We start from the raw sequence: 25,572 nt of genomic DNA on the forward strand, positions 1-25,572 counted from the left end.
CGACGTTTAGCCCGCTAACTGCAGGCCGGGGCGCTGCTTCGGCTGGGAGCCCGCCGGGTGCGTTTAGCCCGCTAAACGCACCCGGTGACCGCGCCCCGGAAGGCCCACCCCCGGGAGATCGGGGGTGGGCCTTCCGGGGCGGAGAAACCCGCGAGCGGGGTCAGGCTGCCTGCGGGATCGGCGCGGCGGCCGGTTCGAGCGCCAGGTCGAGCACCTCGCGCACGTTCGCCACGGCGTGCACGTCCAGCTCCGAGAGCACCTCGGCCGGCACGTCGTCCAGATCGGGCTCGTTGCGCTGCGGGATGATCACGGTCTTCATCCCGGCCCGGTGCGCGGCGAGCAGCTTCTGCTTCACGCCGCCGATCGGCAGCACCCGCCCGGTCAGCGACACCTCGCCGGTCATCGCCACGTCCGCCTTCACGACGCGGCCCGAGAGCAGCGACGCGAGCGCGGTGGTCATGGTGATCCCCGCCGACGGGCCGTCCTTCGGCACCGCCCCGGCCGGAACGTGCACGTGGATGCCGCGGTCCTTCAGGTCGCCGACCGGCAGCTCCAGCTCGGCGCCGCGCGAGCGCAGGTACGACAGCGCGATCTGCACCGACTCCTTCATCACGTCGCCGAGCTGACCGGTCAGCGACAGCCCGGTCGAGCCGGACTCCGCGTCCGCGAGCGACGCCTCGATGTAGAGCACGTCCCCGCCGGCACCGGTCACCGCCAGCCCGGTCGCCACGCCGGGGATCGAGGTCCGCTGCGTCGACGCGGGCAGCGACGACTCCGGCAGGTGCCTCGGGCGGCCGAGGTAAGTGTCCAAATCGGACGCGTCCACCGTCACCGGCAGCGCCAGTTCGTCGAGCGCGACCTTCGTGGTGATCTTCCGCAGCACCTTCGCGATGGTCCGGTTCGCGTTGCGCACCCCGGCCTCGCGGGTGTACTCGGCCGCGACCCGGCTCAGCGCCGCGTCGGTCAGCGTGACGTCACCGTCGGCGAGCCCGGCCCGCTCCAGCTCGCGCGGGAGCAGGTGGTCGCGCCCGATGGTCACCTTCTCGTGCTCGGTGTAGCCGTCCAGGCTGACCAGTTCCATCCGGTCCAGCAGCGGCCCGGGGATGGTTTCCAGCGCGTTCGCGGTCGCCAGGAACACCACGTCCGACAGGTCCAGCTCGACCTCGAGGTAGTGGTCGCGGAAGGTGTGGTTCTGCTCGGGGTCGAGCACCTCCAGCAGCGCGGCGGTCGGGTCGCCCCGGTAGTCCGCGCCGACCTTGTCCACCTCGTCGAGCAGCACGACCGGGTTCAGCGAACCGGCCTCCTTGATCGCCCGCACGATCCGGCCCGGCATCGCGCCGACGTAGGTGCGCCGGTGCCCGCGGATCTCGGCCTCGTCCCGGATCCCGCCGAGCGCGACCCGCACGAACTTCCGGTCCATCGCCTTCGCCACGGACTCGCCGAGCGAGGTCTTGCCGACCCCCGGCGGGCCCACGAGCGCCAGCACCGCCCCGGAACGACGACCGCCCACAGCACCCTTGCCGGCCTGCGCACGCCGCGCGCGCACGGCCAGGTACTCGATGATCCGTTCCTTCACGTCGTCGAGACCGGCGTGGTCCGCGTCGAGCACTTCGCGCGCGGCCGCGATGTCGTGCACGTCCTCGGTCGTGCTCTGCCACGGCATTTCGAGCACGGTGTCCAGCCAGGTGCGGATCCAGCCGCCCTCCGGCGACTGCTCCGAGGTCCGCTCCAGTTTGTCCACTTCGGACAGAGCGGCCTTGCGGACGTGCGCAGGCAGCTCGGCCGACTCCACGCGCGAGCGGTAGTCGTCGTCCTCGCCGGACCCGTCCAGCTCGCCGAGCTCCTTCTTGATCGCCTCGAGCTGGCGGCGCAGCAGGAACTCCTTCTGCTGCTTCTCCATGCCCTCCGCGACGTCCTTGCGGATCGTGTCGTTCACTTCGAGCTCCGCGAGGTGCTCGCGCGTCGATTCGAGCGCCTTTTCCAAGCGGGACGGCACATCCACGGTCCGGAGCAGCTCCAGCTTCTCCTGGACGCCGAGGTACGGCGCGTTCCCGGCCAGGTCCGCGATCGCCGACGGGTCTTCGAGGCCGTTGACGGCGTCGATCATCTGCCAGCCGCCGCGCTGTTCGAGCACGGAGACGACCAGCGACTTGTACTCGGCGGCGAGCGCCTTGGTGCGTTCGCCGTCGTTCCCGGTTTCGGGGGCCTCTTCGGCGTGCACCCAGCGCGCCGCGCCGGGGCCGTCCGCGATGTGGCCGACGCGGGCACGGCCGGTGCCGCGCAGCAGCGCCGCGGCCTTGCCACCCGGCACGCGCCCGACGCGTTCGACGGTGGCGATCGTGCCCATTTCGGCGTACTCGCCGTCGATCCTCGGCACGATCAGGACCTCGGCGCGCTGCTGCGGCGCGGCCGACCGGATTCCGGGGAACGAGGCGCCGCTGGGCGCCTTCGCCTGCGCGGACTCCACCGCGGCGCGGGTTTCGCCTTCGGTCAGGTCGAGCGGCACGACCATGCCGGGCAGCACCACGTCGTCGTCGAGGGGGAGGACGGGCAGGAGGCGTGTCTCACTCATCTGTGCACTCCTTGAAGGTTGAGTTCACCTCGCTCAACTTCTTCGAGTGCGCGTTTGTTTCCGCTGGTTGTTCGCTCGTAGCGAGCGCCGCCGGGGAATAAGATCAGTGCTTTTCGCCGACGCCGCACCACGCGAACGGGCGGCCTTCGGCCTCCGTTTCGGTGACCCTGCGCTCCGGCCGCCAGTCCGGCAGGTGCACGAAGCCGGGGCGGACCAGCTCCCAGCCGTCGAACCAGCCCTCGATCTCCTCGCGGTCTCGGACCCAGAGCGGGTTGGTCGTCTTCTGGTACGCCTCGCCGAACCGTTCGATCTGGATCTTCCCCACGGGCTCGGCCTCGTCGGAGGCGATGTGCGACAGCCCGAGCCAGCTTCCCGGCGCCAGTTCGTCGCGGTAGGCGCGCACCAGGTCGCCTGGCCGGTCGTCGTCGCCGAGGAAGTGCAGCACCGCGATCATCAGCAGGCACACCGGCTTCGAGAAGTCGATCAGCCTGCGGATGTCGCGATCGGCCAGCACGCCCGGCACGTCCCGCAGGTCGTGCTGCGCCACGGTGGCCCAGTCCTGCGCGCGGTCCTGGTCGAGCATCGCGGTCGAGTGGACGACCGAAATGGGCTCGTAGTCGACGTAGGCGACCCGCGCGCGCTGGCCCCTCGGCAGGTGCCGTCGCACGACCTCGTGCACGTTGCCGATCGTCGGCTCGCCGGAGCCGAGGTCGACGAACTGGCGGATCCCGGCGTCCAGCGCGTGCCGGACCACCCGGTTCATGAACTGCCGGTTCTGCTTCGCGACGATCCTGATGTGCGGCCAGACGCGTTCGACCTTGCGCCCGAACTCCCGGTCGACCGCCCAGTTCTGGGTGCCGCCGAGGAACCAGTCGTACATGCGGGCCGCCGACGGCCTGTCGGTGTCGACCCTGGCCGGTGCCGCTGGCGCCGACCTCAAGACTTCGCTCATCAAAAATCCCCGACCGCTTCGGGACGCTGGCGGGCCGAGGGTACCGCTCCAGGCGCTCAGCGTGCACGCGCACCAGCGGGTGCATTCGTGGATGCACCAGGGATTTGGTTCCTATGCCCGATTAGTGCACTGCCGGACGGCGGTACCAGTACGTCCACAGCGGGCGGTAGCCCTGCGCGCACCAGAACGGCGTGGACCGGGGGTTCGCCAGCGCGTGGTGGAGCAGGACCACGTCCGTGCTGGCCTCGTCGAACAGCTGGTGCGCGTGCGCGGCCAGCGCGGTGCCGACGCCGGACGAGCGCGCGGCCTCCGCGATGTGCAGCGAGGACAGGTAGCCGACCCGCGAAGCACTGGTGTACGGCGCGACCCACCCGGTCTCGTGGGGCATCTGCACGTGCAGCATGCCCAGCGGCCTGCCGTACAGCTCGGCGATCCACAGCGCGGGGTTGTCGCGGGAGAGCAGGTCGCCGAGCTCGGCCTCCACGACCTTGCCCGCGTCGGGCCGGTGCGTGACCACGCCGAACTGCGCCTCGTAGTTCCGGAGTTCGAGCTGCAGTTCGACGGCGGTGGCGAGATCGCCCTGCTCCGCGGGCCGGATGTGCACGCCAGGCGTGGCGCGCGGGCCGGTGGCGACGAGCCGGTCGGCCGGGCGGGCGGCGAGCACGCGCACCGCGGAAAAGCCGTGCCGGAGCAGCTCGGCGCAGCCCGCCGAATCACGGCTCGGCCTGGCGACGACGGCCGCGGTGTCCCAGTCACCGGGAGCCGTTTCCGCTGAGAGGGCGGCCTCCCACCGCGTGAGCAGCCCCTCCAGCGCGGCACCGGGTTCCGGGCCGGCGAGGTGCACCGACAACGTGTGCTCGACCAGCGGTCGCGACAGTGCGTCACGGGAGTCCGCGGCCACCTCGGTGCGCGAGGCGAAGCCCGCCGCCGCGGAACCGCCCGCTTCGACGAGCAGGTCCGCGCCGTCCGGGGCGGCGAGATGCCGATCTACGTCGGGAAGAAGGGGGTCGATCGTGCGCAGCCTGCCGTTGTGGGCGGTCGCGATCGTGTCCACGTCCATCGCGTCATTGAAGACCCCCCGCGGCGATCGGCCGCACCCAGGTCGGTCACTCCGTGCGATACCGGCCGGATGTGAAAAGCGCTCTTGTTTCACCCCGTGGTCCGTGCAGGTCAGCGCTGTTGGGGCGGAGTTAACCCTGAGCTGATCTGATCGGCATCGGAGAGAGGCCTAAATACGCCCTCCGGGGTACAGTGATGCCTCGTTCGCGCTCGGCCGTGCGCTCTGCGCGAATCGATCGGGTGGCGGACTGGGGAGAGCAGCCGGAAGGGGGTTGCATGCCGGACTCAGGTGGCGAGCCTGACGTTTCCGTCCCGGTCGACATGCCGGGTAAGCGGGGTGGCACCGGGCCGGTGCGGCCTGCCGTCCGCGCCGGGCGTTCCGACGAGTTCCGCTTCCGCGTCTACACCGCCACCGTGGTGACGGTCGGCCTCCTCGCGGCGACCGCGGTCGGCCTGTGGCTGCCCTTCAAGGCCTCCGGCGACCTGTGGTGGATCGGGCTGGTGCTGGCCGTCGCGTTCCTGCTCGCCGAGCAGCTCGGCATCAACGTCGACGTCCGCAGCGGCATCTCGTGGACCATCTCGTTCACCGAGATACCCCTGGTCATCGGGTTCTTCGTGGCGCCGTTCGAGGTCGTGCTCGCGGCACATCTCGTCGCCGGGATCGGCACCCTGCTCGCCCGCCGCGTCGCGGGACGCGTGCTCTACAACGCGGGCGCCTTCCTCCTCGAAATCACCGGCGCGTTCGCGGTCGCCGGGATCGTCCAGCACGCGCTCGGCGCCACCGAAATGCCGTGGCCCGCCGCGCTCGCGGGCACCCTCACCGCGCCGCTGGTCAGCACGCTGCTCGCGCTCGCCGCGGTGCGCGTGCTGCGGCGGCGGATGCGGATCAGCACCGCGCTCCGCCTCACCGGCCGGATTCTGGTGGTCGGCTTCGTCAACGCCTCGGTCGGGCTCTCCGGGTACCTGGTGATCTCCGGTTCGCCCAGGGCGTGGCCGCTCGTGCTCGCCGTCTTCCTCGGCCTCACCGCGTTGTACTGGGCCTACTCCGATCTGCTTCGAGAGCAACGAGACATGGAGGCCCTTTCCGACGTGAGCCTGATGGTCGCCAGGTCGGGCCAGCAAGCCGCGGCGAGGCCCGCGAGCAAGGCCGAGAACTCGGGAGAAGGCGTCGACATCGGCGAATGGGCCACCATCGCCGAGCGGATCAAGGACCAGCTCTCCGCGGCACGCGTGGTGCTGCGGCTGCGGCTCGAACCGGCGGAGGAGATGCGCGCCGTCGTCGCCGGCGACCCGCTGCCGTCCGAGCAGTCGCCGGCCGAGGACCCGCTGCTGCGCCTGCCCGGCGCGCACGTCCGGCACTTCCGGCTCACCGAAGCCAATTCCGACGTCCGCGCCGCGCTGCTGGACCGCGGTGCGCAGGAAGCGCTCGTCGTCCCGTTGCGCAGCGCCAACCAACTGCTCGGCGTCGTCGAAGCGCACGACCGGCTGTCCCGCTGGCGCGGGTTCGGCAAGTACGACGTGCAGCTCCTCGGGCTGATGGCCAGCCACCTCGCGACCTCGCTCGACAACCGCAGGCTGCTGGCCACCCTTCGCCACGACGCCTACCACGATCCGCTCACCGGGCTGTTCAACCGGCTCGGCTTCCGCCAGGTCGCCCGCGACCCGCTGCGCGACCACCCCAGCTCGGTCGTGCTGCGCGTCGAACTCGACGTCTTCTCCACGGTCAGCGACGCACTCGGCTACGCGTGGGCGGACCGCATGGTGATCGCCGCGGGCAGGCGCATCCGCGACGCGCTCGGCCACGAGGTGCCCGTCGCGCGGCTCGAAGGCGCCTCCTTCGCGGCACTGCTGATCGCCTACGGGCCCGACCAGGCGCACCGCGTCGCCGAACGCCTGCGCGCGGAACTGTCCGTGCCGTACCCCGTCGACCGGCTCACCGTCGAAGCGAACGCGATGATCGGCTACGCGTCGCCGTCGGTCGAGGAGGCGGGCGAGATCGTCGACGTCGACGGGCTGCTGCAGCGCGCCGACGTCGCCGTCCGCGCGACCCGCGGCGGCGAGGAAGTGCGCGGCTACGTGCCGAGCATGGGCCAGATCTTCATGCGCCGCTTCCAGATGGTCACGCAGTTCCGGCAGTCCCTCGAAGACGGCCAGGTCAGCGTGCACTACCAGCCCAAGGTGTCGCTGCCGAACCGGCAGGTGCAGGGGGTCGAGGCGCTCGTCCGCTGGGTCCACCCCGAGTTCGGCAGGCTCAGCCCCGACGAGTTCGTGCCCGCGATCGAGGCGGCAGGCCTGATCGGCGTGCTCACCGGGTTCGTACTCGAAGAGTCCCTCAAGCGCATCCGCAAATGGCTCGACGAGGGCCTGCGCATCTCGGCCGCGGTGAACCTGTCCGTCCGCAACCTCGCCGACGAGGAGTTCCCGGCGAAGGTCGTGCGCGCGCTCGACCAGTTCGGCGTGCCGCCGGAGCTGCTCACCTTCGAGCTCACCGAGTCCGGTGTGATGTCCGACCCGCAGAAGGCGCTGCCGATCCTGCGCGAGCTGCACGCGCTCGGCGTCGTGCTCGCCGTCGACGACTTCGGCACCGGCTACTCGTCGCTGGCCTACCTCCGCCAGCTCCCGGTCGACGAGGTCAAGATCGACAAGAGCTTCGTCCTCGGCATGGGCACCGATCTCGGCGACCTCGCCGTCGTCCGGTCCATCGTCGAGCTGGGGCACTCGCTCGGGCTCACCGTCGTCGCCGAGGGCGTCGAGGAGGACGTCGCGCGCGATCAGCTCGAGGCGATGGGCTGCGACGTCGCACAGGGCTACCTCATTTCGCGCCCGCTGCCCGAGGACCGGCTCGAAGCCTGGCTGCAGGCACGAACCGCCAGGTCGCCGGGCCGTCAGGCGCACAACGTGCTGACCCTGCTGACTTAAGGGGACCCCCTCGCAGCGCCTCGCCCCGCGTCTTGTAATCTCTTCGAGGCTTGAACGTTGAGCCAGGCCCCTTTAGCTCAGTCGGCAGAGCGTCTCCATGGTAAGGAGAAGGTCTACGGTTCGATTCCGTAAAGGGGCTCGCGAGTGGGCGGGTTCTGTTTGCGGTAAAGCGCAAACGGAACTCGCTTCGCGGTGTCCTCTGGGGGCCTGGCCCCCAGACCCCCGCCAGGGGGCAAGCCCCCTGGATCCCCGTAGGCAGGCAAGATGGGGTTGGGGTGGGCATGTTGTAGGGCGGTGTAGCTCAGTTGGTAGAGCAAGCGGCTCATAATCGCTGTGTCGTCGGTTCAAGTCCGATCACCGCTACGCAGAACAGGCGGAGCGCGATTCATCAGGTGCGATGAGCCGCGCGCCGACTCGCCAGTAGACTGGGGCGAGCCCCAGGCCCCCGCACACGCGGGGTACCGAATTTTTAGCTAGAGGAGCTTTGCCGTGGCTGCGACCGACGTGCGACCGAAGATCACGCTGGCGTGCGAAGAGTGCAAGCACCGCAACTACATCACCAAGAAGAACCGGCGCAACAACCCGGACCGTCTTGAGATGAAGAAGTTCTGCCCGAACTGCGGTACGCACCGTACCCACAAGGAGACTCGCTGACCGCGCGTCCCACCGGCTGTCGAGAAGGCCGCTCCCGTATTCGGGGGCGGTCTTCTTTGCGTGTGCCGACACCTACTCAAATCGGACACTACTTGTTTTAACGGACAGCCGACTGTCGGCCCTGTTCCGTACCGCCTGACGCGGGACACGCTGCTCTGCGCCGGGAATCCCGGTGCCGGTCACGCGAGACGTGCCGGCGAACCCACTCCGACGAGCGCGCTACCGCGCGCCCGGCGTCAGAAAGTGAGTTGCCGGAATGACGAAGTCCCCAAGTCGCACCCCACGAAGGCTCGCCACCACCGCGGCCGTCGCAGGCCTCGCGGCCTTCGGTCTCATCGCCCCCAGCACCGCCTCCGCCACGGGCATCGACGGGTACGGCGCGTCCGTCCAGCACGCCGCCGTTTCCTCGCTCGCCGCGGACGCGCACGTGTCGGCGGCCGAGGCGACCGCGCAGCTGCGGGCCCAGCAGGCCGCCACCGACACCGTCCACGCGGTCACCGGCGCGCTGGGGCAGCGCGCCGCCGGTGGCTATCTCGACGCGAAGGGCACGCCGACCGTGAACGTCCTCGACGCCGCGGCCGCCGACCAGGCCCGCGCCGCCGGTGCCGTCGCCAAGGTGGTCCGGCACAGCTCCGCGCAACTCGCCGACGCCCAGGGCGCACTGCAGGCGCTGCCCGCCGTCACCCACACCGCGATCGGCCTCGACGAGCAGGCGAACCGGATCGTCGTCACGGTGTCCGACGCCGCCAAGGGCCCCGCCCTCGACCGGCTGCTCGCCGCCGCGCGGGGCTTCGGCGAGCGCGTCGCCGTGGAGCACGTCACCGGTGCCATGCACACCGCGATCTACAACGGTGAGGCGATCACCGGCGGCGGTACCCGCTGCTCGGTCGGGTTCAACACCAACAAGGGCGGCCAGAACTACATCGTCGACGCCGGGCACTGCACCCGCGCGGTTTCGCAGTGGAACGTCGGCCCGTCGCAGGGGGCGAGCTTCCCCGGCAACGACTACGGCCTCATCCGCAACAGCAACAGCACCGGCCCCGGCGAGGTGTCGCTGTACAACGGTTCGACGCAGCGCATTTCCTCCGCGGCCACCGCGACGGTAGGCGAGCGCATCTGCAAGAGCGGCAGCACCACGCGCCTCACCTGCGGCTCCGTGACCCGCACGAACGTCACGGTGAACTACTCGGAGGGCAGCGTTTCGCAGCTCATCCAGACCAGTGCCTCGGTCAACCCCGGCGACTCCGGCGGCTGCCTCTTCGACGGCAGCAAGGGCCTCGGCATCACCTCCGGCATGGGCGGCGGCAGCTCGTACTTCCAGCCCGTCGGCGAGGCGCTCTCCGCGTACGGCGTGAGCCTCAACTGATCCAGCGGGCACGGCGGCCCGGTAAGGTGGCCGCCGTGCCCTTGGATTCCTCGTTCGTCGGTCGCAGTTACCCGCCCGAAAGCACGTACGACGTGGGGCGGGAGAAGATCAGGGAGTTCGCCGAGACGATCGGCGACACCAACCCGCTCTACCACGATCCCGAAGCCGCGAAGGCCGCCGGTTATCCCGACGTCATCGCGCCGCCGACGTTCCTGACGATCCTCAACCTCCCCGCGATCAACAAGGTCGTCGCCGATCCGGAACTCGGCCTCGACTACGCGCGGATGGTCCACGGGAACCAGCGCTTCGCGCACTCGCGGCCGGTGCACGCGGGGGACCGGCTGAGCCTGACGGTGTACATCGACGACATCATGGACCGGGCGGGCAACGACTTCCTGACCGCGCGCGCGGAGATCGTGGACGAGGCGGGGGAGCACGTGTGCACCACCTCGGCGCAGCTCGTGGTCAGGAGGGCCGAGGCATGAGCAAGGTCGAACTCCCACCGCTGAGCGTGCGGGTCACCAGGGCGCAGCTGGTCCGGTACGCGGGCGCGTCGCTGGACTTCAACCCGATCCACTGGAACGAGCGGTTCGCCAAGGAGGTCGGGCTGCCCGACATCATCGGCCACGGCATGCTCACCATGGCGCTCGGCGGCCGGTTCGTCACCGACTGGCTCGGCGACCCCGGCAGGCTCGTCGACTACAGCGTGCGGTTCACCCGGCCCGTCGTGGTGCCCGACGACGACGAAGGCGCGCTCGTCGAGTTCACCGGCACCGCGGGCGAACCCGACGAGAACGGCACCGTGACCGTCGCGATCACCGCCAAGTTCGACGGGAAGACCGTGCTGGGCAAAGCCGTCGCCCTCGTCCGCCCCGAGCGCGTTTAGCCCGCTAACCGCAGGTCAGGTCAGGAGCTTCGCGACCACGTCCGCCATGCCCCGCTCGCCCTTGGCGTTCGGGTGCAGCGGGGCGGCGGCGCTGGTCGGGATGAGGCCCTCGACCCAGCGCTCGTCGGAATCGGTGCACAGGTCGTGCCCCTTGCCGGGGCGCGCGGTGTCGGCGAACCCCGCGTTGTTGGCCTTCGCCTGCGCGGCGAGCATGTCGTTGAGCTTGCCGAGCTCATCGCGCAGGTAGGCGACGTCGGGCGCGCCGAACGGCAGCACCGGCCAGCAGCCGTCGCCGTCGGGCAGCACCGTCGGGTAGCCGACCACCACGACGCGCGCCTTGGGCGCCTTCTGGTGGATCTTCTTGAGCGTCGAGGAGACCTTGCCCGCGGTGGCGTCGATCTTCGCGGCCAGTTCGTCCTTGCCGCCCCCGGTGAGGCGGTCGCGGCACGGCGCGCCGTTCGGGTTCGCCGTCGCGCAGGTGCCCGCGAGGCCGATGAGCCCGACATCGTTGCCGCCGATCCCGATCGTGACCAGGGTCGTCTTGTCGTTCACCGCGTCGAGCTGGGGCGGGTTCGTGCCGTCCTTCGTCTTCTGCGAGCCGGTGAGGTTCGCCGTCGTCGCGCCGCTGCAGCTGACGTCGGCGAACTCGGCCGGCTTCAGCTCGGCGGCCACGAGGTGCGGGTAGTTGTTGTCCGAGCGGGCACACCCGGCAGGCCCGCCGGCCTGCTTGCCGGTGCGCGGCGCGGACGTGTACGAGTCACCCAGCGCGACGTAGCGGCCGGACCCGCCGCCGATCGTCGACCCCGGCGGCGCCGGCGGCTCGGCGGAACCGCCCTGGTGGCTCCGGTAGTAGGCGTACCCGCCGATCGCGGCCACGATCACGAGCAGGACCAGGCATCCCCCACCACCCTTGTTCGCCACAGTTCCTTTTGTACGCGAACTCGGCGCTTCGGGTGAGGGCCGACCGGGCACTCTCCCCAACCGAGCGAAGCTCGGCCCGGCCCGCGTTCAGCGGGCTAAACGTCGCGGGCGCCGACCCCGGGCCGGCAGGGGCCTGGCGTGCGTTTAGCGGGCTAAACGTCGTCAGCGGCCGGGACGCCAGGGTGAACCGGCGTCCTGGCCGCCGTGTGCGTTTAGCGGGCTAAACGTCGTGGGCGGCGGCCCGGTGCCGCAGGAGGTCGTTGAGCAGGCCCGCCCCCGGAGCGGGGTCGTCGACGGAGACGTAGACGAGCCCGCCCTTGCGCAGCGCGACCGCGAGCGCCGGGCCCCCGCGGAGCTTGTAGAGCGACTCGCCGGTGAACGGGTTCACGCGGTACCCGAAGCCGCCGCCCTGCAACAGGCCGAGGTCGGCGACGTCGGCGTGGTCGATCCGGTCGAGCGGGAAGTGCCGCCGCGGCCAGCCGAGCAGGCCCATCCGGATGGTCAGGCCCGCGGAGTCCACGGTCGCGCCGAGCCGCGCGCCGAGCAGTGTCACCACGGCACCGACGAGGAACAGCGCCAGGTAGATCCACGCGGGCACGGCCACCATGCCGACCTGGTTGACCACGAACCCGACGAGCGGCACCACGAGCACGGACGACAGCAGGAACCGGTTGGTGGTGCTGCCGACCCACACCGCGCGCTGACCGGGTGCGAGCCCGATCGCGGGTGCGTCCGCCGCGGGCCCGTCCGCCCCCGGGACGCTCGGGACCGGGCCCATGACGAACGCCGCGAGGACCCCCGCGACCACCGCCACGAGCAGGGACACCATCGCGACCAGCGCGGACCCGGTCGCCCGGTGCCAGTCCCCGACGTCGAGGTTGCCGACCAGGACACCGAGCACGCCGCTCGCCGGGATCGTGGTGAACCCGGCGAAGAAGCCGATCGCGATGCGCGAGAGGCCGTTGCCCCGGCGCGCCGCGGTCACCGCCAGCCACGAAACGGCCATCGCGAGCACGGCACCGACGAGGAGCGCGATCGTCAGGAACGGGCCGAGCGACGCGGAGTTGTTCGGTTCGCCGCTCGTCCAGTGCACGGCGACCACCTCGGGCAGCCGCGCGTCCCACAGCCACGCCATCACCCCCGCGACGGCGACGGCTGCGGCGGGCACCCCGGCGGTCGCCAGCAGGATCCGGGTCTTTCCGTGTGGCGCTGTCATGTGTACCTCTCCCTGAGCACATGGGTGAGCTCGTCGGCGCTCATCCCTTCCCGGCGTGCTTCCGTGATGAGCTCGCCGACGAGTTCGTTGAGGCGGGCCCGCGGCTTCGCTTCGGCCGTCACCACCGCGCCGCGACGACGGCGCAGGTCGATGAGGCCCTCGTCGCGCAGGACGGCGTAGGCGCGCAGCACGGTGTGCACGTTGATCTCGAGTGACGCCGCCAGCTCGCGGGCGACGGGCAACTGCTCCCCGCGGCGCACCGTGCCGTCGGCGACCGCGCGCCGGACCGCCGCGGCCACCTGCTCGTAGAGCGCGACCGTCGACGCCGGGTCGATCCGGATCAACATAGTTCGCACTGTACTAGAACAAACTGGGTTTTGGTCAACCCCGATGTGGGGGACGCCGAGTTGCGATCACCGGTGCGCGGGATGAGAGTCCGTGGCGCACCTGCTCCTACCGGAAGGAACGCGAACCCGTGAGCCTGAACCTGAACAAGCTGGTGGACAAGGCATACGAGGACAAGGGAATCAGCGAACTGCTCGACGCGCCGCCGTCCGCGCTCGAGGGCCTCACGCCCAAGCACGACGAACTGCTCGCGGAGCTGAAGATCAAGACGATCCGCGACCTCGGGAAGTGGAAGTACGCGGCGAAGGCGTCGGCGCTGGTCGCGCTCGCCGACGGCGAAGAGTGACGTGACGAAGGCTGCCGGTGCGCCGAGCGGATCGCCCGGCGCACCGGCAGCGCGCTACTTCGCTTCGGAGAGCAGGGCCGCGACGCGGTTGACGCCCTCGACCAGGTCGGCCTCGGCGAGCGCGTAGGAGAACCGGAAGTACCCCGGCGTCCCGAACGCCTCACCCGGAACGACGGCGACCTCGGCCTCGCGCAGGATCAGGTCGGCCAGCGCGACCGTGTCCGCCGGCTTTTCCCCGCGGATCTCCTTGCCCAGCAACGCTTTCACCGACGGGTAGGCGTAGAACGCGCCCTCCGGGGTCGGGCAGTCCACGCCGGGGATGGCCGAGAGCAGCGAAACGATCTTCTTGCGGCGCACGTCGAACGAGGCCCGCATTTCGGCGACGATGTCGAGCGGGCCGGCGACCGCGGCCAGCGCCGCGCGCTGCGACACGTTCGCCACGTTGCCGCACAGGTGCGACTGGTAGCTGGAAGCCGCCTTGATCACGTCCTGCGGGCCGACGATCCAGCCGACGCGCCAGCCGGTCATCGAGTAGGTCTTCGCGACACCGTTGAGCACGAGCGTCCGGTCCGCCATCTCCGGCACCACGACCGGCAGCGACTCGGCCTTGACGCCGTCGTAGACGAGGTGCTCGTAGATCTCGTCGGTGATCACCCAGATGCCGTGCTCGTACGCCCAGCGGCCGATCTCCTCGACCTGCGCGCGCGAGTACACCGAGCCGGTCGGGTTCGACGGCGAGTTGAACAGCAGCACCTTGGTGCGCTCCGTGCGCGCCGCCTCGAGCTGCTCGACGGTGACCAGGTAGCCGGTCGACTCGTCCGCGGTGACCTGCACCGGGACGCCGCCGGCGAGCGTGATCGACTCGGGGTAGGTGGTCCAGTACGGCGCGAGCAGCAGCACCTCGTCGCCGGGGTCGACGAGCGTCGCGAACGCGGAATAAACGGCCTGCTTTCCGCCGTTGGTCACCAGCGTCTGCGAGGCTTCGACGGCGTAGCCGGAGTCGCGCAGCGTCTTCGCGGCGATCGCCTCCCGCAGCTCGGGCAGGCCGGCCGCGGCGGTGTAGCCGTGGTTCGCGCGGTCGCGCACGGCGGCGGCGGCGGCCTCGACCACGTAGTCCGGGGTCGGGAAGTCGGGCTGTCCGGCGCCGAAGCCGATCACCGGGCGGCCCTCGGCCTTGAGCGCCTTCGCCTTCGCGTCGACCGCGAGCGTCGCGGACGGGTTGATCCCGGCGATCCGGGCGGAGACGCGAGTGCGGGCAGAGGACGAAGCAGCCTGAGTAGCCATGGCTGCCATGGTTCCACGGGCGCCGCACACGGCCTTACGCAGGTCCGTGCGTCAACCGCCGTACGGGGGTCAGTAGGTCACGGGGCAGCGAAGGTAGTCGGTTGCGGACCGCCCGGCGGCTTGCCGTAGACTGCCGAACTTGGAACGCATGACCCCTGACCCCGCTGCGAGGCGGGGATGGTGAAATGTGTCCTGCGGGCGGTGCAGCGGTCGGGCACCGGCCGAAGGGGTGTAGCTCAATTGGCAGAGCAGCGGTCTCCAAAACCGCAGGTTGCAGGTTCAAGTCCTGTCACCCCTGCGTTCGACCCAACTGGCTAAGCGGAGGAGTGGTCGTGAGCGACAGCGACGCCAGCGGCGAGAAGGACCAGGAGAAGGAGCCGAAGGCTCCCTCCCGTCCGGTCACCGCCGCGGCCCGGCGTGAGCGGCGCGCCTCCGCGCGCCCGGCCGGCAAGGCTGGTGCTTCCAGGGCCGACTCGGCGAGTACGGACGAGGACAGGACCCGACCCGCCGGGAAGGCCAAGGCGGACAAGCCGGCCAAGGCCGGTGGCAAGGAGAAGGCGACTCCCAAGCGGAACCGCCAGGACAAGAAGAAGGTCTCCCTGTGGGGGCGGCTGTCGAGGTTCATCCGCGAGGTGTGGGCCGAGCTGCGCAAGGTCATCTGGCCGACGCGCAAGCAGATGGTCACCTACACGACGGTGGTCCTGGTCTTCGTGAGCTTCATGGTCGCGCTCGTGTGGGGCCTGAACTTCGTCTTCGAAAAGGGCGTGTTCTGGCTGTTCGGCTGAGCGAGTTCGCGTCCGGCGCCGTAGCGTCGGCGAAGCTGTGGCTTCATGGCGGGCTTGAGACGAGCACGACAAGCGATTAGGTGAGAGGACGGAACGTGGCTGGCGAGAATGGCGCAGTCGCCGGTCAGGATCTGACCGGCCTTTCTGACGAAGAAGTGCACGCGGCGGTCGCCGAGGAGAACTCGGAGCACACCGAGCCGGTCGAGGTGCCCGCCACGGACGAGAGCGACACCGCCGAAGACGAGGACGCAGCGGACGAGTCCGAGGACCCTGCCGACTCCGGCACCGCTGACGACGTCGTGGACGAGACCGGGGCGCCCGCCGAGGACGAGGAGCAGGACCCGGTCGCCAAGCTGCGCGCGGAGCTCAACGCCGCGCCGGGCGAGTGGTACGTCGTGCACTCCTACGCCGGCTACGAGAACAAGGTCAAGACGAACCTCGAGACCAGGACCCAGACCCTGGACGTCGAGGACTTCATCTTCCAGATCGAGGTGCCGACCGAAGAGGTCACCGAGATCAAGAACGGCCAGCGCAAGCAGGTGCAGCGCAAGGTGCTGCCCGGCTACATCCTGGTCAGGATGGACCTCAACGACGCTTCGTGGAGCGCCGTCCGCAACACCCCCGGTGTCACCGGCTTCGTCGGCGCGACCTCGCGCCCGTCGCCGCTGACCACCGAAGACGTGCTGAAGTTCCTCGCACCGCAGGTCGAGAAGGCCGCCCCGGCGAAGGCCAAGGGCGAGTCCGAGACCACGGCAGCCCCGCTCGGCGGCGGCACCGTCGAGGTGGACTTCGAGGTCGGCGAGTCGGTCACCGTCATGGACGGCCCGTTCGCCACGCTGCCCGCCACGATCAGCGAGGTCAACGCGGACGGGCAGAAGCTGAAGGTCCTGGTGTCGATCTTCGGCCGGGAGACCCCGGTCGAGCTGTCGTTCACCCAGGTCTCCAAGATCTGACGGCCGCAGAGACGGCCGGCAGTTCCCGCGCCACTGGCAGGTGCGCTCGGGAAACGCGATAACCCGCAGAAGGACATACAGAAATGCCACCCAAGAAGAAGAAGCTCGCAGCGATCATCAAGCTGCAGATCTCGGCTGGTGCGGCCAACCCGGCCCCGCCGGTCGGCCCGGCGCTGGGTCAGCACGGCGTCAACATCATGGAGTTCTGCAAGGCCTACAACGCGGCCACCGAGTCGCAGCGCGGCAATGTCGTGCCGGTCGAGATCTCCGTGTACGAAGACCGCTCGTTCGACTTCAAGCTGAAGACCCCGCCCGCCGCGAAGCTGCTGCTCAAGGCCGCTGGTGTGCAGAAGGGCTCGCCGGAGCCGCACAAGAACAAGGTCGCCAAGGTCACCTGGGACCAGGTCAAGGAGATCGCGGAGGTCAAGAAGAGCGACCTCAACGCGCACGACGTCGACCAGGCCGCCAAGATCATCGCGGGCACCGCCCGTTCGATGGGCATCACCGTAGAGTGACCGCCCCTGTGGGAGAGCCGGCGCTGGCTCGCACCACGACTGATCCACTTTCGTATCTAGCTAAGGACAGAGCATGACCAAGCGCAGCAAGGCCTACCGCCAGGCCGCCGAGCTGATCGACCGCGAGCGGCTGTACGCACCGCTCGAGGCGGCGAAGCTCGCCAAGGAGACCACCAAGGTCAAGCTGGACGCCACCGTCGAGGTCGCCATGCGGCTCGGCGTGGACCCCCGCAAGGCCGACCAGATGGTCCGCGGCACCGTGAACCTGCCGCACGGTACCGGTAAGACCGCCCGCGTCATCGTCTTCGCCACCGGCGACAAGGCCGCCGAGGCCGAGGCCGCCGGCGCGGACGCGGTCGGCACCGACGAGTTGATCGAGCGCATCCAGGGTGGCTGGCTCGACTTCGACGCCGCGATCGCGACTCCGGACCAGATGGCGAAGGTCGGCCGGATCGCCCGCATCCTCGGCCCGCGCGGCCTGATGCCGAACCCGAAGACCGGCACGGTGACCCCTGCGGTCGCCAAGGCCGTCGCCGACATCAAGGGCGGCAAGGTCAACTTCCGCGTCGACAAGCAGGCCAACCTGCACCTCGTGATCGGCAAAGCGTCCTTCGACACCGACAAGCTGGTCGAGAACTACGCCGCGGCGCTGGACGAGATCCTGCGTGCCAAGCCGTCCTCGGCGAAGGGCCGCTACGTCAAGAAGGTCACCTTCTCCACGACGATGGGTCCCGGCATCCCGGTCGACCCGGCTCGCACCCGCAACCTCCTTGCCGAGGACGCGGTCTGAGCTAGGTAAATCACGTAAGAAGGGCGGCCCTGCATCACGCGGGGCCGTCCTTTTTCGTGTGTGATGGACGCATGCCCACGTTTGCTTCGTTCGACGGTGTCCGCCTCGCCTACCAGGTGTGGGAGGGGAGCGACGGGCACGCGCGCCCGGTGGTGCTCTACCACGGGTTCGCCGCGAACGCGGACGCGAACTGGGTGCTGACCGGCGTGGTCGCCGCGCTGTCCGACGCGGGCTACCCGGTCGTCGCGCTCGACGCGCGCGGGCATGGTGCGTCGGAGGCGCCGCACGATTCGTCCGCGTACACCGCCGAAGCGATGACGAAGGACGTCTCGGCGCTGATCGACGAACTCGGCGTCGACGAAATCTCCCTCGTGGGGTACTCGCTGGGTGCGGTGCTGTCGCTCCTCGTCGCGGGCACGGACAAGCGGGTCCGGTGCCTGGCGACCGGCGGCGTCGGCTCGGGGGTCGTCGACTTCGGCGGTTTCGACGGCAACGTGGTGACCGCGGACGACATCGCCGGCGCGCTGCTCGCGGACGACCCTTCCGACATCCCGGCGGCCGGTGCGCCGTTCCGCGCCCTCGTCGACTTCGTGGGCTCCGACCGGGTCGCGCTCGCCGCCGTGATCCGCGCCGACCGGCCGACCTCGATCGACCTGACCGCGATCACCGTGCCGACGCTGGTGTTCGCCGGGGAAAGCGACCAGCTGGCCGCGGAACCGGAACGGCTGGCCGCCGCGATCGCGGGCGCGCGCCTGGTGCGGGTGCCGGGGGACCACGTCACCGCCCTCAGCCGCCCCGAGTTCACCAAGGCCCTGGTCGACTTCCTCGCCACCTGACCCCCCGCCCGCCCGCATTCAGCGGGCTAAACGTCCCCGGGGCCCTGCCACTCCGGCCCCGGCCAGCGGGATCCGGCCGCGTGCGTTTAGCGGGCTAAACGTCGTCCGGGCCCCAGCCGCACCGATCCGGGGTGAAGCCTGGTCGCGCGCGTTTAGCGGGCTAAACGTCGACGGTGCCCGCGTCGCCGGGGGAACTGGCGACGCGGGGCTGAGCTGCGTTTAGCGGGCTAAACGCGCCGGGCGGGTCAGACGAAGGCGCCCATGCCGGTGGCGGCCCTGCCCACGATGAGGGTGTTCATCTCGCGCGTGCCCTCGTAGGAGTAGAGGGCTTCGGCGTCGTTGAAGAAGCGGCCGATCTGGTAGTCGAGCACGATCCCGTTGCCGCCGAAGACCTCCCGTGCGTGCGCCACGCTCTCCCGGAGCCTGCTCGTGCAGAAGGACTTCGCCATCGCGGCCTGTTCGTCGCGGAACACCCCGTTGTCCTGCAGTTGGGCCACCCGGACCGCCATCCCGAGCGAGGCGGTCACGTTCGACAGGATCGTCGCGAGGTGGTCCTGCACGAGCTGGAACTTCGCGATCGGCTTCCCGAACTGCACCCGCTCCGTCGCGTAGTCGCGAGCGAGCTCGTAAGCGCCCATCATCGCGCCCACCGCGCTCCAGGCGACGCCGCCGCGCGTCAGCCGCAGCACTTTCCCGGTGTCGCGGAAGGAGTTCGCGCCGGTGAGCCGGTTCGCGTCGGGCACCCGGCAGCCGGTGAGCGTGATGTCGGCGTTCTGCACGGTCCGCAGCGCGAGCTTGCGCTCGATCTTGCGTGCGTCGAACCCCGGCGTGCCCTTCTCGACCACGAACCCCTTGACCTGGTCATCTGCCTCGTCGCGCGCCCAGATGATCACGAGGTCGGCGAAGGTCGCGTTGCCGATCCAGCGCTTGGCGCCGTCGAGCACCCACTTGTCGCCGTCGCGGCGCGCGATGGTCTCCAGGCCGCCCGCGACGTCGGAACCGCCGTGCGGTTCGGTGAGCCCGAACGCGCCGATCTGCTCCATCGACCGCATCGCGGGCAGCCAGCGCTCCTTCTGCTCCGGTGAACCGCACAGGTCGACGCTCGCCATCGCGAGTCCGTTGTGCACGCCGAAGAAAGTGGCCATCGACGGGTCGACACGGGCGAACTCGAGCGCGATGAACGAGGTCAGCAGCTTGCTGCGGCGCGGCCGGTCCGGCCAGTCCATGCCGAGGCCGACGATGCCGAGCCCGGCGATGCCCGGGATCAGGTGGTGCGGGAATTCCGCGCGCTCCCAGTACTCGTCGGCGATCGGCGCGACCTCGTCCGCCAGGAACCGGCGGACCTTCGCGAGCACTTCCTTGTCCTCGTCGGACAGCAGGTCGGCGTAGCCGTAGAAGTCTCCTGGCAGGCGCTCGAACCCGGTCATCGGACACTCACCTCGGCGATCTCGGCCGCGGAGTAGCCGATCTCGGCGAGCACCTCTTCGGTGTGTTCGCCGAGCGACGGGCAGTGGGACCGCACGCTCGCCGGAGTCTCGGACAACAGGACGGGCGAGCCGATCTGCCGGTACTTGCCTTCCGTCGGGTGCTCGGCGACGCTCAGCACGCCGCCGTCGGTGAAGTACGGATCGGTTTCGGCGTCCTCGAGTTCGAGCACCGGTGCGAACGGCACGGACAGCCTGGCGCAGAGTTCCTGCCATTCGGCGGTGGTGCGCTCCACGGCGACCTTCTCGATCTCCTCGTACAACTCGCCGTAGTGCTTCGCGCGGCTCGCGGGGTCACCGAAGCGCGGGTCGGCGGCGAGGCCGGGACGGTCCACCGCGGTGAAGAAGTCGCGGATGTTCTTTTCGTTGTAGGGCAGGATGCACGCCCAGCCGTCGCTCGTGCGCACCGCTCGATGTCCAGGCGTCATCGAGCGGTTGAAGCCCATCGGCCCCTCCGCGGGCTCGAAGGTGTGCCCGGCGAGGTGCTCGACCAGGTTGAAGGCGAGCATCGTGTCGGCCATCGGGACCTCGACCCGCTGGCCACGCCCGGTAGCGCGCTGGCGGACGAGCGCGGCGAGCACCGAGTAGACGATGGTCAGCGCGCACAGCTTGTCGGCCAGGATCGTCGGCGCGTAGGTGGGGGTGCCGGTCGCGCGGCGCATCAGGTCGGCCATCCCGGACGAGGCCTGCACGATCTCGTCGTAGGCGGCCAGGCCGGCGCGGTCGGAGTCGCTCCGGAAGCCCTGTGCGTTGCAGTAGATGAGCTTGGGGTTCTCCCGCGCGAGGTCGTCGTAGCTGAGGCCGAGGCGCTCCAGCGCGCCGGGCCGCATGTTCGTCACCAGTACGTCCGCGCCGCGGATGAGGCGCAAGGCCGCTTCGTGTCCGGGACCTGTCTTGAGGTCGAGCACGACGCTGCGCTTGTTCCGGTTGACGTTGAGCGCGAGCGCGCCCATGCCCTCGTGGCGCTGCGGCCTGGTGACGCGCGTGCTGTCGCCGGCGGGGGACTCGATCTTGATCACGTCCGCGCCGAGGTCGCCGAGGATCTGCGTCGCGTACGGACCCATCACGACCGAGGCGAGATCGACGACCCGCACACCGTCCAGCGCGCCCTCTTCGATTCGTTCGGTACCGGTCACCGTGTCCTCCTCGCTGTTCCTGGCTTCCGCTCTTGTCAATAAGCTTAGGTAGGCTAACTAAAATACGCAATGTGATACGCTGATACCTATATAGATAGGATTGTCATGGATTCGACCTCGATTCGCAGGCCGGGACATCGCACGGTGGACCGGATCGCCGCCATTCTCGAGGCGGTCGCGAACAGCGGGTCAGGGCTCACGCTCACCCAGCTCGCCGTGCGGCTCGAGGCGCCGGTGTCGTCCATCCAGAAGCTCGTCAACGGGCTCGTCGCGGCGGGCTACCTCGACGAAGAGGACCACCGGTTCCTGCTCGGACCCGCGCCGCACGTGTTGTCGATGAGGTCGGGGCGGGTCCCGGTGCGGTCGCTCGCGCACGCGGACCTGGTCGCGTTGAGCGGGCGATCCGGGACGCCCGCGCTGCTCGCGGTCCGCGTCGGGGACAACGCCGTGTACGTCGACTGGGCGGGGACCGACGAGCCGTTCGACTACGCACTTTCGAAGAGCCTGCGCTCCGCGCTGCCCAGAACGGCGGCGGGCCGGGTCCTGCTCGCGCATCTGCCGGAGCGGGACCGGCGCGCGGTCGTGTCGGCCGTGCTCGGGGATGACACGGCCGCCGCGGTCGCCCTGCTCGCCGACGCCGAAAAGATCCGTTCGCGGGGGTACGCCGTCGTGGCATCGGGGCACGTCATGCGGTCGGTCACCGCGGTCGCCGTGCCGGTCGTCGAGGAGGGGCGGGTCGTGGCGGCACTCGCGATCGCCGACCACGCCGACACCGTGAGCGCGCGCCTGGACGAGTTCGTCGCGCTCCTGCTCAGCGCGTCGGCGTAGCGCTCGCGCAGGTCTCGGCCCGGTGGTCGGTGATCAGCCACTGGCCCTTGTCGACGCGGGTCAGGGTGAACACGCCGAGCGGCGGACCACCCTTGATCGGGAACGAGCACGAGCTGATCGTGATCGTCGGGGGGAAGTCGACGGTCGAGTCGCGCTGGCGCACCGAGAACGCGTACGCCCAATCGTCGGTTACCCGCGCGTGCAGGGCGGTGACCGCGGCGGCGCAGTCCGCGGCCCCGAAGTTCCTGGCGAACACCGGGCGCACGTTCTCCTGGAACCGCTCGCACGCGGCAGGGCTGTTCTTATCGATCAGTTCGTAGACCTGGCGGACGGCTTCGTACGGCTGGGTGGGCAGGTACTGGGTCTGCTGGTACTGCTTGCCGCCGGTGACGTTCGCGGGCAGATCGGGGTCTTCGCCGGTGCCGAAGAAGTAGTTCCAGGCGAGCTTGCCCGCGATGATCAGCACGATCAGGAGCAGCACGGCGCTCAGCACCTTGCCGCCGAGCCGCTTCAGCCAGCGGGGCGCCTTGATCTTGGGGCGGGTCGCGGGCAGGTTCTCCTCGCGCGGCACCGGAAGGTACGGCTGCGAGCCCGACAGGACGGGCGGCTGGCCGGGCGGCGGCGCGGGCGGGTGCTGCTGCTGGGGCACCAGCCGCGGGGCCCGCTGGGTGGCCAGCTCGCTGCCCGGCTGCCCGGCTTCGGGCAGGGCGGTCGCGCCGGGCTGGGCTCCTGCCAGGCGCTGCGCCTCGGTGAAGCGCAGGTACTCCTGGAATTGCTGGAACTGCTGGAACTGGCGCAGCTGCTCCGGGTCGAGCGGCTGCGGCTCGTCGCCGCGGCGCGACGGCTCCGCGTTCTCGTCCTTGCCAGGTTCCTGCTCGGCCACGTGACCCATGATGCCTGCTCTGCCACCGACCGTCGCCGCCCGGCGCGGGGAAAACTACATTTAGCCCGCTAACCGCAGGTGGGTGCCGCCTCGGGGTGGCAGGGGGTGGCGATGGTTAGCATGGGCAACGAGCGCGTTTAGCCCGCTAAACGCACTTGAGGGGGCCCCTCGGGGGTGTGGGGGCGGGTCGCGTATTCTGGGTGGCGGTTCTACCGAAGACCGCTGGTTTTCCTGGGTTCGCTCAGGGACGAAGGCTCCGCTGAAGGCGGACGGCCCGCGCAGGAGGAACGAGGCTCGCACCACCAGTGTGCGTTGACGCCCCGCGCCTGTCTGCGCTGGGGCGTTTCGTCGTTTCGGGGCTCTCTTGGCGGTCTGCGGATATCCGCAAGAAACACCAGCCAAGAGAGGAGGCGACCCATGGCGAAGCCCGACAAGGTGGCGGCCGTCGCCGAGATCGCGGACAGGTTCCGCACGAGCTCGGCAACCGTTGTCACCGAGTACACCGGCCTCTCCGTGTCCCAGCTGTCCCAGCTGCGCCGCGCTCTCGGCACCAGTGCCAAGTACCGGGTCGCGAAGAACAGCCTCGTCAAGCGTGCCGCCGAGGACGCCGGCATCGAGGGGCTCGACGACCTGTTCGTCGGCCCCACCGCGATCACCTTCGTCGAGGGTGAAGCGGTCGACGCCGCGAAGGCTCTTCGTGACTTCGCGAAGGACAACAACGCGCTTGTGATCAAGGGCGGCTACATGGATGGCCGCCCGCTCAGCGTTGCCGAGATCAGCAAGATCGCTGACCTCGACAGCCGCGAGGTCCTGCTGTCGAAGGCAGCGGGCGCGTTCAAGGCGAAGCTCTCCCAGGCCGCGGCGCTGTTCCAGGCGCCGGCGTCCCAGGTGGCCCGCCTGGCCGCCGCGCTCGAAGACAAGCGCAAGGCCGAGTCCGGAGATGCAGCCGAAGCACCCGCCGAGAGCTGAACACACACCCCTGAACGGTAGTTAGAAAGGAAGCCATCATGGCGAAGCTGAGCACCGACGAACTGCTCGACGCCTTCAAGGAGCTGACGCTGCTTGAGCTGTCCGAGTTCGTGAAGCAGTTCGAGGAGACCTTCGACGTCACCGCGGCCGCCCCGGCTGCCGTCGTCGCCGCGGCCCCCGGCGCCGCCGCTGACGCCCCGGTCGAGGAGCAGGACGAGTTCGACGTCGTCCTCGAGTCGGCCGGCGACAAGAAGATCCAGGTCATCAAGGTCGTCCGCGAGGTCGTCTCGGGCCTGGGCCTGAAGGAGGCCAAGGAGATGGTCGAGGGCGCGCCCAAGGCCCTCCTGGAGAAGGTCGACAAGGAAGCCGCCGACGCGGCCAAGGAGAAGCTCGAGGCGGCCGGCGCCAAGGTCACCATCAAGTAACTCCCGCGGTACCCGGAAACGGGGGCAGGAACCGGACCCGGTTCCTGCCCCCGTTTTTCGTGGTAGAACGCCCGATCGGCGTACCGGGCACGGGTGCACTACGGTGCTGCCAGCGCGGGATACCGGTATTGAAAAATCTAAACTCGCGAGTAACCTGTCCGCACTCAACTCGTTGCACCTTCAGTGACGCGGGTGACGGCGCACGCGTGCCGGGTCGGGTGCGTGCGGCGGCGGGTGGGCAACAGCTCCGGGAGGTGCGATGGGTGCCGAGGTGGTCGTCGAAGGCCTGACCAAGTCCTTCGGTAAGCAGGCCATCTGGCGGGACGTGACGCTCACGCTTCCGCCGGGCGAGGTGTCGGTGATGCTGGGACCGTCGGGTACCGGCAAGTCGGTGTTCCTCAAGTCGATGATCGGGCTGCTCAAGCCGGACCGCGGGCGCTGCGTCATCAACGGCGTGGACATCGTGACGTGCTCCGAGCACAAGCTGTACGAGACCCGCAAGCTGTTCGGGGTGCTGTTCCAGGACGGCGCGCTGTTCGGGTCGATGAACCTCTACGACAACGTGGCGTTCCCGTTGCGGGAGCACACGAAGAAGTCCGAGACCGAGATCCGCAAGATCGTGCTGGAGAAGCTCGAGATGACGGGTCTCGCCGGTGCGGAGACGAAGCTCCCCGGTGAGATCTCGGGCGGGATGCGCAAGCGCGCCGGGCTGTCGCGCGCGCTGGTGCTGGACCCCGAGATCATCCTGTGCGACGAGCCGGACTCCGGCCTCGACCCGGTCCGCACGACCTACATCTCGCAGCTGCTGATCGACCTGAACGCGCAGATCGACGCCACGATCCTGATCGTGTCGCACAACATCAACCTGGCGCGGACCGTGCCGGACAACATCGGCATGCTCTTCCGCAAGGAACTGGTCATGTTCGGGCCGCGCGAGGTCCTGCTGACCAGTGACGAGCCGGTGGTGAAGCAGTTCCTCAACGGCAGCAGGCTCGGCCCGATCGGCATGTCGGAGGAGAAGGACTCGGCGACGATGGCCGAGGAGCAGGCGCTCGCCGACGCCGGGCACCACGACGGGTCCACGGAGGACGTGCGGGGTATCGTGCCGCAGCTCGAAGCGACCCCGGGACTGCCGGAGCGCAAGGGGATCCGCCGCCGCAAGGACCGGGTCATGAAGATCCTGCACACCCTGCCGCCCGCCGCGCAGGAGGGGATCGTCGACTCCCTCACGCCGGAGGAGCAGCAGCGCTACGGCGTTTCGCCGCACCACCTCGTCGGCGCGGGCCAGCAGCAGCCGTCGGGGCAGCTCCCGAACCAGCACCACGGGCAGTTGCCCGCGGACCAGGTCGCCCGCCTGCCCGAGCCGACCAGACCCGGCGGATCGCACCGCATGCGTCCGCGGGGTCCCGGGCAGGACGGGCCGTGACGGCGAAGAGGACGCCGGGCGC

Annotated in this window: 25 protein-coding genes and 3 tRNA genes; 18 read left to right on the forward strand and 10 right to left on the reverse strand. The window is 70.0% G+C overall.

All coding sequences use genetic code 11. The features are described 5' to 3' along the window. Window positions 1-160: 160 nt before the first annotated feature. The 3 genes from lon to ABD256_RS06190 all read right to left on the reverse strand — a co-directional run bounded on the left by lon (window position 161) and on the right by ABD256_RS06190 (window position 4,584). Window positions 161-2,572, reverse strand: a complete 2,412-nt coding sequence (gene lon / locus ABD256_RS06180; RefSeq protein ID WP_344414407.1) for an endopeptidase La — start codon at window positions 2,570-2,572, stop codon at window positions 161-163. A gap of 103 nt (window positions 2,573-2,675) precedes the next feature. Beyond that, on the reverse strand, window positions 2,676-3,524 hold the full coding sequence (locus ABD256_RS06185; RefSeq protein ID WP_344414409.1) for an SAM-dependent methyltransferase: 849 nt from the start codon (window positions 3,522-3,524) through the stop codon (window positions 2,676-2,678). A 121-nt stretch (window positions 3,525-3,645) separates the two neighbouring features. After that, complete coding sequence (locus ABD256_RS06190; RefSeq protein ID WP_344414411.1) at window positions 3,646-4,584, reverse strand: GNAT family N-acetyltransferase; 939 nt, start codon at window positions 4,582-4,584, stop codon at window positions 3,646-3,648. A gap of 275 nt (window positions 4,585-4,859) precedes the next feature. On the opposite strand from ABD256_RS06190, the gene ABD256_RS06195 reads away from it, so the two are divergent. From ABD256_RS06195 to ABD256_RS06225, 7 genes are all read left to right on the forward strand, one after another. Beyond that, complete coding sequence (locus ABD256_RS06195; RefSeq protein WP_425546389.1) at window positions 4,860-7,502, forward strand: putative bifunctional diguanylate cyclase/phosphodiesterase; 2,643 nt, start codon at window positions 4,860-4,862, stop codon at window positions 7,500-7,502. Between the two features lie 66 nt (window positions 7,503-7,568). Further along, a tRNA-Thr gene (locus ABD256_RS06200) sits at window positions 7,569-7,641 on the forward strand. 151 nt (window positions 7,642-7,792) lie between these two features. Further along, a tRNA-Met gene (locus tag ABD256_RS06205) sits at window positions 7,793-7,865 on the forward strand. 126 nt (window positions 7,866-7,991) lie between these two features. Continuing rightward, the gene (rpmG, locus tag ABD256_RS06210) at window positions 7,992-8,156 is read left to right on the forward strand and encodes a 50S ribosomal protein L33 (RefSeq protein ID WP_005152047.1); all 165 of its coding nucleotides are present in this window, start codon (window positions 7,992-7,994) and stop codon (window positions 8,154-8,156) included. Between the two features lie 256 nt (window positions 8,157-8,412). Continuing rightward, window positions 8,413-9,522 carry a S1 family peptidase gene (locus ABD256_RS06215; RefSeq protein ID WP_344414413.1) on the forward strand — a complete coding sequence of 370 codons (1,110 nt, stop codon included), beginning with the start codon at window positions 8,413-8,415 and terminating at the stop codon, window positions 9,520-9,522. A gap of 35 nt (window positions 9,523-9,557) precedes the next feature. Then, a complete protein-coding gene (locus ABD256_RS06220; RefSeq protein WP_344414415.1) occupies window positions 9,558-10,007 on the forward strand; it encodes a MaoC family dehydratase N-terminal domain-containing protein in 450 nt (149 codons plus the stop codon). After that, the gene (locus tag ABD256_RS06225; protein ID WP_344414417.1) at window positions 10,004-10,408 is read left to right on the forward strand and encodes a MaoC family dehydratase; all 405 of its coding nucleotides are present in this window, start codon (window positions 10,004-10,006) and stop codon (window positions 10,406-10,408) included. Before ABD256_RS06220 ends, ABD256_RS06225 begins: the two co-directional genes overlap by 4 nt. A 15-nt stretch (window positions 10,409-10,423) precedes the next feature. On the opposite strand, the gene ABD256_RS06230 is transcribed toward ABD256_RS06225, so the two are convergent. From ABD256_RS06230 to ABD256_RS06240, 3 genes are all read right to left on the reverse strand, one after another. Next, window positions 10,424-11,329, reverse strand: coding sequence for an SGNH/GDSL hydrolase family protein (locus ABD256_RS06230; RefSeq protein ID WP_344414419.1), 906 nt, complete (start codon window positions 11,327-11,329; stop codon window positions 10,424-10,426). 220 nt (window positions 11,330-11,549) lie between these two features. Beyond that, entirely contained in the window at window positions 11,550-12,545 is a 996-nt protein-coding gene (locus ABD256_RS06235; protein WP_344414421.1) for a hypothetical protein, read from the reverse strand. Next, window positions 12,542-12,892, reverse strand: a complete 351-nt coding sequence (locus ABD256_RS06240; RefSeq protein WP_344414423.1) for a GntR family transcriptional regulator — start codon at window positions 12,890-12,892, stop codon at window positions 12,542-12,544. Before ABD256_RS06240 ends, ABD256_RS06235 begins: the two co-directional genes overlap by 4 nt. A 128-nt stretch (window positions 12,893-13,020) precedes the next feature. On the opposite strand from ABD256_RS06240, the gene ABD256_RS06245 reads away from it, so the two are divergent. Then, complete coding sequence (locus tag ABD256_RS06245; RefSeq protein ID WP_344414425.1) at window positions 13,021-13,236, forward strand: hypothetical protein; 216 nt, start codon at window positions 13,021-13,023, stop codon at window positions 13,234-13,236. A 54-nt stretch (window positions 13,237-13,290) separates the two neighbouring features. Here ABD256_RS06245 and ABD256_RS06250 read toward each other — a convergent pair whose 3' ends face one another. Beyond that, complete coding sequence (locus tag ABD256_RS06250) at window positions 13,291-14,520, reverse strand: pyridoxal phosphate-dependent aminotransferase (RefSeq protein WP_344414427.1); 1,230 nt, start codon at window positions 14,518-14,520, stop codon at window positions 13,291-13,293. Window positions 14,521-14,745: 225 nt separating this feature from the next. Between ABD256_RS06250 and ABD256_RS06255 the strand changes: the two genes are divergently transcribed. The 6 genes from ABD256_RS06255 (at window position 14,746) to ABD256_RS06280 (ending at window position 18,399) form a co-directional block, all read left to right on the forward strand. After that, window positions 14,746-14,818, forward strand: a tRNA-Trp gene (locus tag ABD256_RS06255). A gap of 28 nt (window positions 14,819-14,846) precedes the next feature. After that, entirely contained in the window at window positions 14,847-15,305 is a 459-nt protein-coding gene (gene secE / locus ABD256_RS06260) for a preprotein translocase subunit SecE (protein ID WP_344414429.1), read from the forward strand. Between the two features lie 95 nt (window positions 15,306-15,400). After that, a complete protein-coding gene (gene nusG / locus ABD256_RS06265) occupies window positions 15,401-16,258 on the forward strand; it encodes a transcription termination/antitermination protein NusG (protein WP_344414431.1) in 858 nt (285 codons plus the stop codon). Between the two features lie 83 nt (window positions 16,259-16,341). Continuing rightward, window positions 16,342-16,773 carry a 50S ribosomal protein L11 gene (rplK, locus tag ABD256_RS06270; protein ID WP_344414433.1) on the forward strand — a complete coding sequence of 144 codons (432 nt, stop codon included), beginning with the start codon at window positions 16,342-16,344 and terminating at the stop codon, window positions 16,771-16,773. 73 nt (window positions 16,774-16,846) lie between these two features. Further along, entirely contained in the window at window positions 16,847-17,563 is a 717-nt protein-coding gene (gene rplA, locus ABD256_RS06275; protein WP_344414435.1) for a 50S ribosomal protein L1, read from the forward strand. 71 nt (window positions 17,564-17,634) lie between these two features. Continuing rightward, window positions 17,635-18,399: an alpha/beta fold hydrolase gene (locus tag ABD256_RS06280; protein ID WP_344414437.1), complete on the forward strand. Its 765-nt coding sequence runs from the start codon at window positions 17,635-17,637 to the stop codon at window positions 18,397-18,399. Window positions 18,400-18,644: 245 nt separating this feature from the next. Here the strand turns inward: ABD256_RS06280 and ABD256_RS06285 are convergent, their stop codons facing one another. Beyond that, a complete protein-coding gene (locus ABD256_RS06285) occupies window positions 18,645-19,826 on the reverse strand; it encodes an acyl-CoA dehydrogenase family protein (protein WP_344414439.1) in 1,182 nt (393 codons plus the stop codon). Beyond that, complete coding sequence (locus tag ABD256_RS06290; RefSeq protein ID WP_344414868.1) at window positions 19,823-21,001, reverse strand: CaiB/BaiF CoA transferase family protein; 1,179 nt, start codon at window positions 20,999-21,001, stop codon at window positions 19,823-19,825. Before ABD256_RS06290 ends, ABD256_RS06285 begins: the two co-directional genes overlap by 4 nt. A gap of 123 nt (window positions 21,002-21,124) precedes the next feature. Between ABD256_RS06290 and ABD256_RS06295 the strand changes: the two genes are divergently transcribed. Beyond that, window positions 21,125-21,847, forward strand: a complete 723-nt coding sequence (locus tag ABD256_RS06295) for an IclR family transcriptional regulator (protein WP_344414441.1) — start codon at window positions 21,125-21,127, stop codon at window positions 21,845-21,847. On the opposite strand, the gene ABD256_RS06300 is transcribed toward ABD256_RS06295, so the two are convergent. Beyond that, the gene (locus ABD256_RS06300; RefSeq protein WP_425546390.1) at window positions 21,831-22,730 is read right to left on the reverse strand and encodes a hypothetical protein; all 900 of its coding nucleotides are present in this window, start codon (window positions 22,728-22,730) and stop codon (window positions 21,831-21,833) included. The genes ABD256_RS06295 and ABD256_RS06300 overlap by 17 nt on opposite strands. Before the next feature lie 417 nt (window positions 22,731-23,147). Between ABD256_RS06300 and rplJ the strand changes: the two genes are divergently transcribed. From rplJ to ABD256_RS06315, 3 genes are all read left to right on the forward strand, one after another. Further along, complete coding sequence (rplJ, locus tag ABD256_RS06305; protein WP_344414445.1) at window positions 23,148-23,699, forward strand: 50S ribosomal protein L10; 552 nt, start codon at window positions 23,148-23,150, stop codon at window positions 23,697-23,699. A gap of 38 nt (window positions 23,700-23,737) precedes the next feature. Then, complete coding sequence (rplL, locus tag ABD256_RS06310) at window positions 23,738-24,124, forward strand: 50S ribosomal protein L7/L12 (RefSeq protein WP_344414447.1); 387 nt, start codon at window positions 23,738-23,740, stop codon at window positions 24,122-24,124. 259 nt (window positions 24,125-24,383) lie between these two features. Then, window positions 24,384-25,550 carry an ABC transporter ATP-binding protein gene (locus tag ABD256_RS06315; protein WP_344414449.1) on the forward strand — a complete coding sequence of 389 codons (1,167 nt, stop codon included), beginning with the start codon at window positions 24,384-24,386 and terminating at the stop codon, window positions 25,548-25,550. The last annotated feature ends 22 nt before the right edge of the window (window positions 25,551-25,572 follow it).

The organism is Amycolatopsis minnesotensis, from assembly GCF_039529815.1.
Lineage (GTDB): Bacteria > Actinomycetota > Actinomycetes > Mycobacteriales > Pseudonocardiaceae > Amycolatopsis > Amycolatopsis minnesotensis.

What these genes read in the sequence shown, in the direction of transcription:
- ABD256_RS06285 (WP_344414439.1), bottom strand. Translation starts at nt 19,826, where the DNA reads ATGACCGGGTTCGAGCGCCTGCCAGGAGACTTCTACGGCTACGCCGAC.
- ABD256_RS06225 (WP_344414417.1), top strand. Translation starts at nt 10,004, where the DNA reads ATGAGCAAGGTCGAACTCCCACCGCTGAGCGTGCGGGTCACCAGGGCG.
- ABD256_RS06215 (WP_344414413.1), top strand. Translation starts at nt 8,413, where the DNA reads ATGACGAAGTCCCCAAGTCGCACCCCACGAAGGCTCGCCACCACCGCG.
- ABD256_RS06280 (WP_344414437.1), top strand. Translation starts at nt 17,635, where the DNA reads ATGCCCACGTTTGCTTCGTTCGACGGTGTCCGCCTCGCCTACCAGGTG.
- ABD256_RS06190 (WP_344414411.1), bottom strand. Translation starts at nt 4,584, where the DNA reads ATGGACGTGGACACGATCGCGACCGCCCACAACGGCAGGCTGCGCACG.
- ABD256_RS06185 (WP_344414409.1), bottom strand. Translation starts at nt 3,524, where the DNA reads ATGAGCGAAGTCTTGAGGTCGGCGCCAGCGGCACCGGCCAGGGTCGAC.
- ABD256_RS06235 (WP_344414421.1), bottom strand. Translation starts at nt 12,545, where the DNA reads ATGACAGCGCCACACGGAAAGACCCGGATCCTGCTGGCGACCGCCGGG.
- ABD256_RS06295 (WP_344414441.1), top strand. Translation starts at nt 21,125, where the DNA reads ATGGATTCGACCTCGATTCGCAGGCCGGGACATCGCACGGTGGACCGG.
- rplJ (WP_344414445.1), top strand. Translation starts at nt 23,148, where the DNA reads ATGGCGAAGCCCGACAAGGTGGCGGCCGTCGCCGAGATCGCGGACAGG.
- rplL (WP_344414447.1), top strand. Translation starts at nt 23,738, where the DNA reads ATGGCGAAGCTGAGCACCGACGAACTGCTCGACGCCTTCAAGGAGCTG.
- ABD256_RS06315 (WP_344414449.1), top strand. Translation starts at nt 24,384, where the DNA reads ATGGGTGCCGAGGTGGTCGTCGAAGGCCTGACCAAGTCCTTCGGTAAG.
- ABD256_RS06250 (WP_344414427.1), bottom strand. Translation starts at nt 14,520, where the DNA reads ATGGCTACTCAGGCTGCTTCGTCCTCTGCCCGCACTCGCGTCTCCGCC.
- lon (WP_344414407.1), bottom strand. Translation starts at nt 2,572, where the DNA reads ATGAGTGAGACACGCCTCCTGCCCGTCCTCCCCCTCGACGACGACGTG.
- rplK (WP_344414433.1), top strand. Translation starts at nt 16,342, where the DNA reads ATGCCACCCAAGAAGAAGAAGCTCGCAGCGATCATCAAGCTGCAGATC.
- rplA (WP_344414435.1), top strand. Translation starts at nt 16,847, where the DNA reads ATGACCAAGCGCAGCAAGGCCTACCGCCAGGCCGCCGAGCTGATCGAC.
- ABD256_RS06240 (WP_344414423.1), bottom strand. Translation starts at nt 12,892, where the DNA reads ATGTTGATCCGGATCGACCCGGCGTCGACGGTCGCGCTCTACGAGCAG.
- ABD256_RS06195 (WP_425546389.1), top strand. Translation starts at nt 4,860, where the DNA reads ATGCCGGACTCAGGTGGCGAGCCTGACGTTTCCGTCCCGGTCGACATG.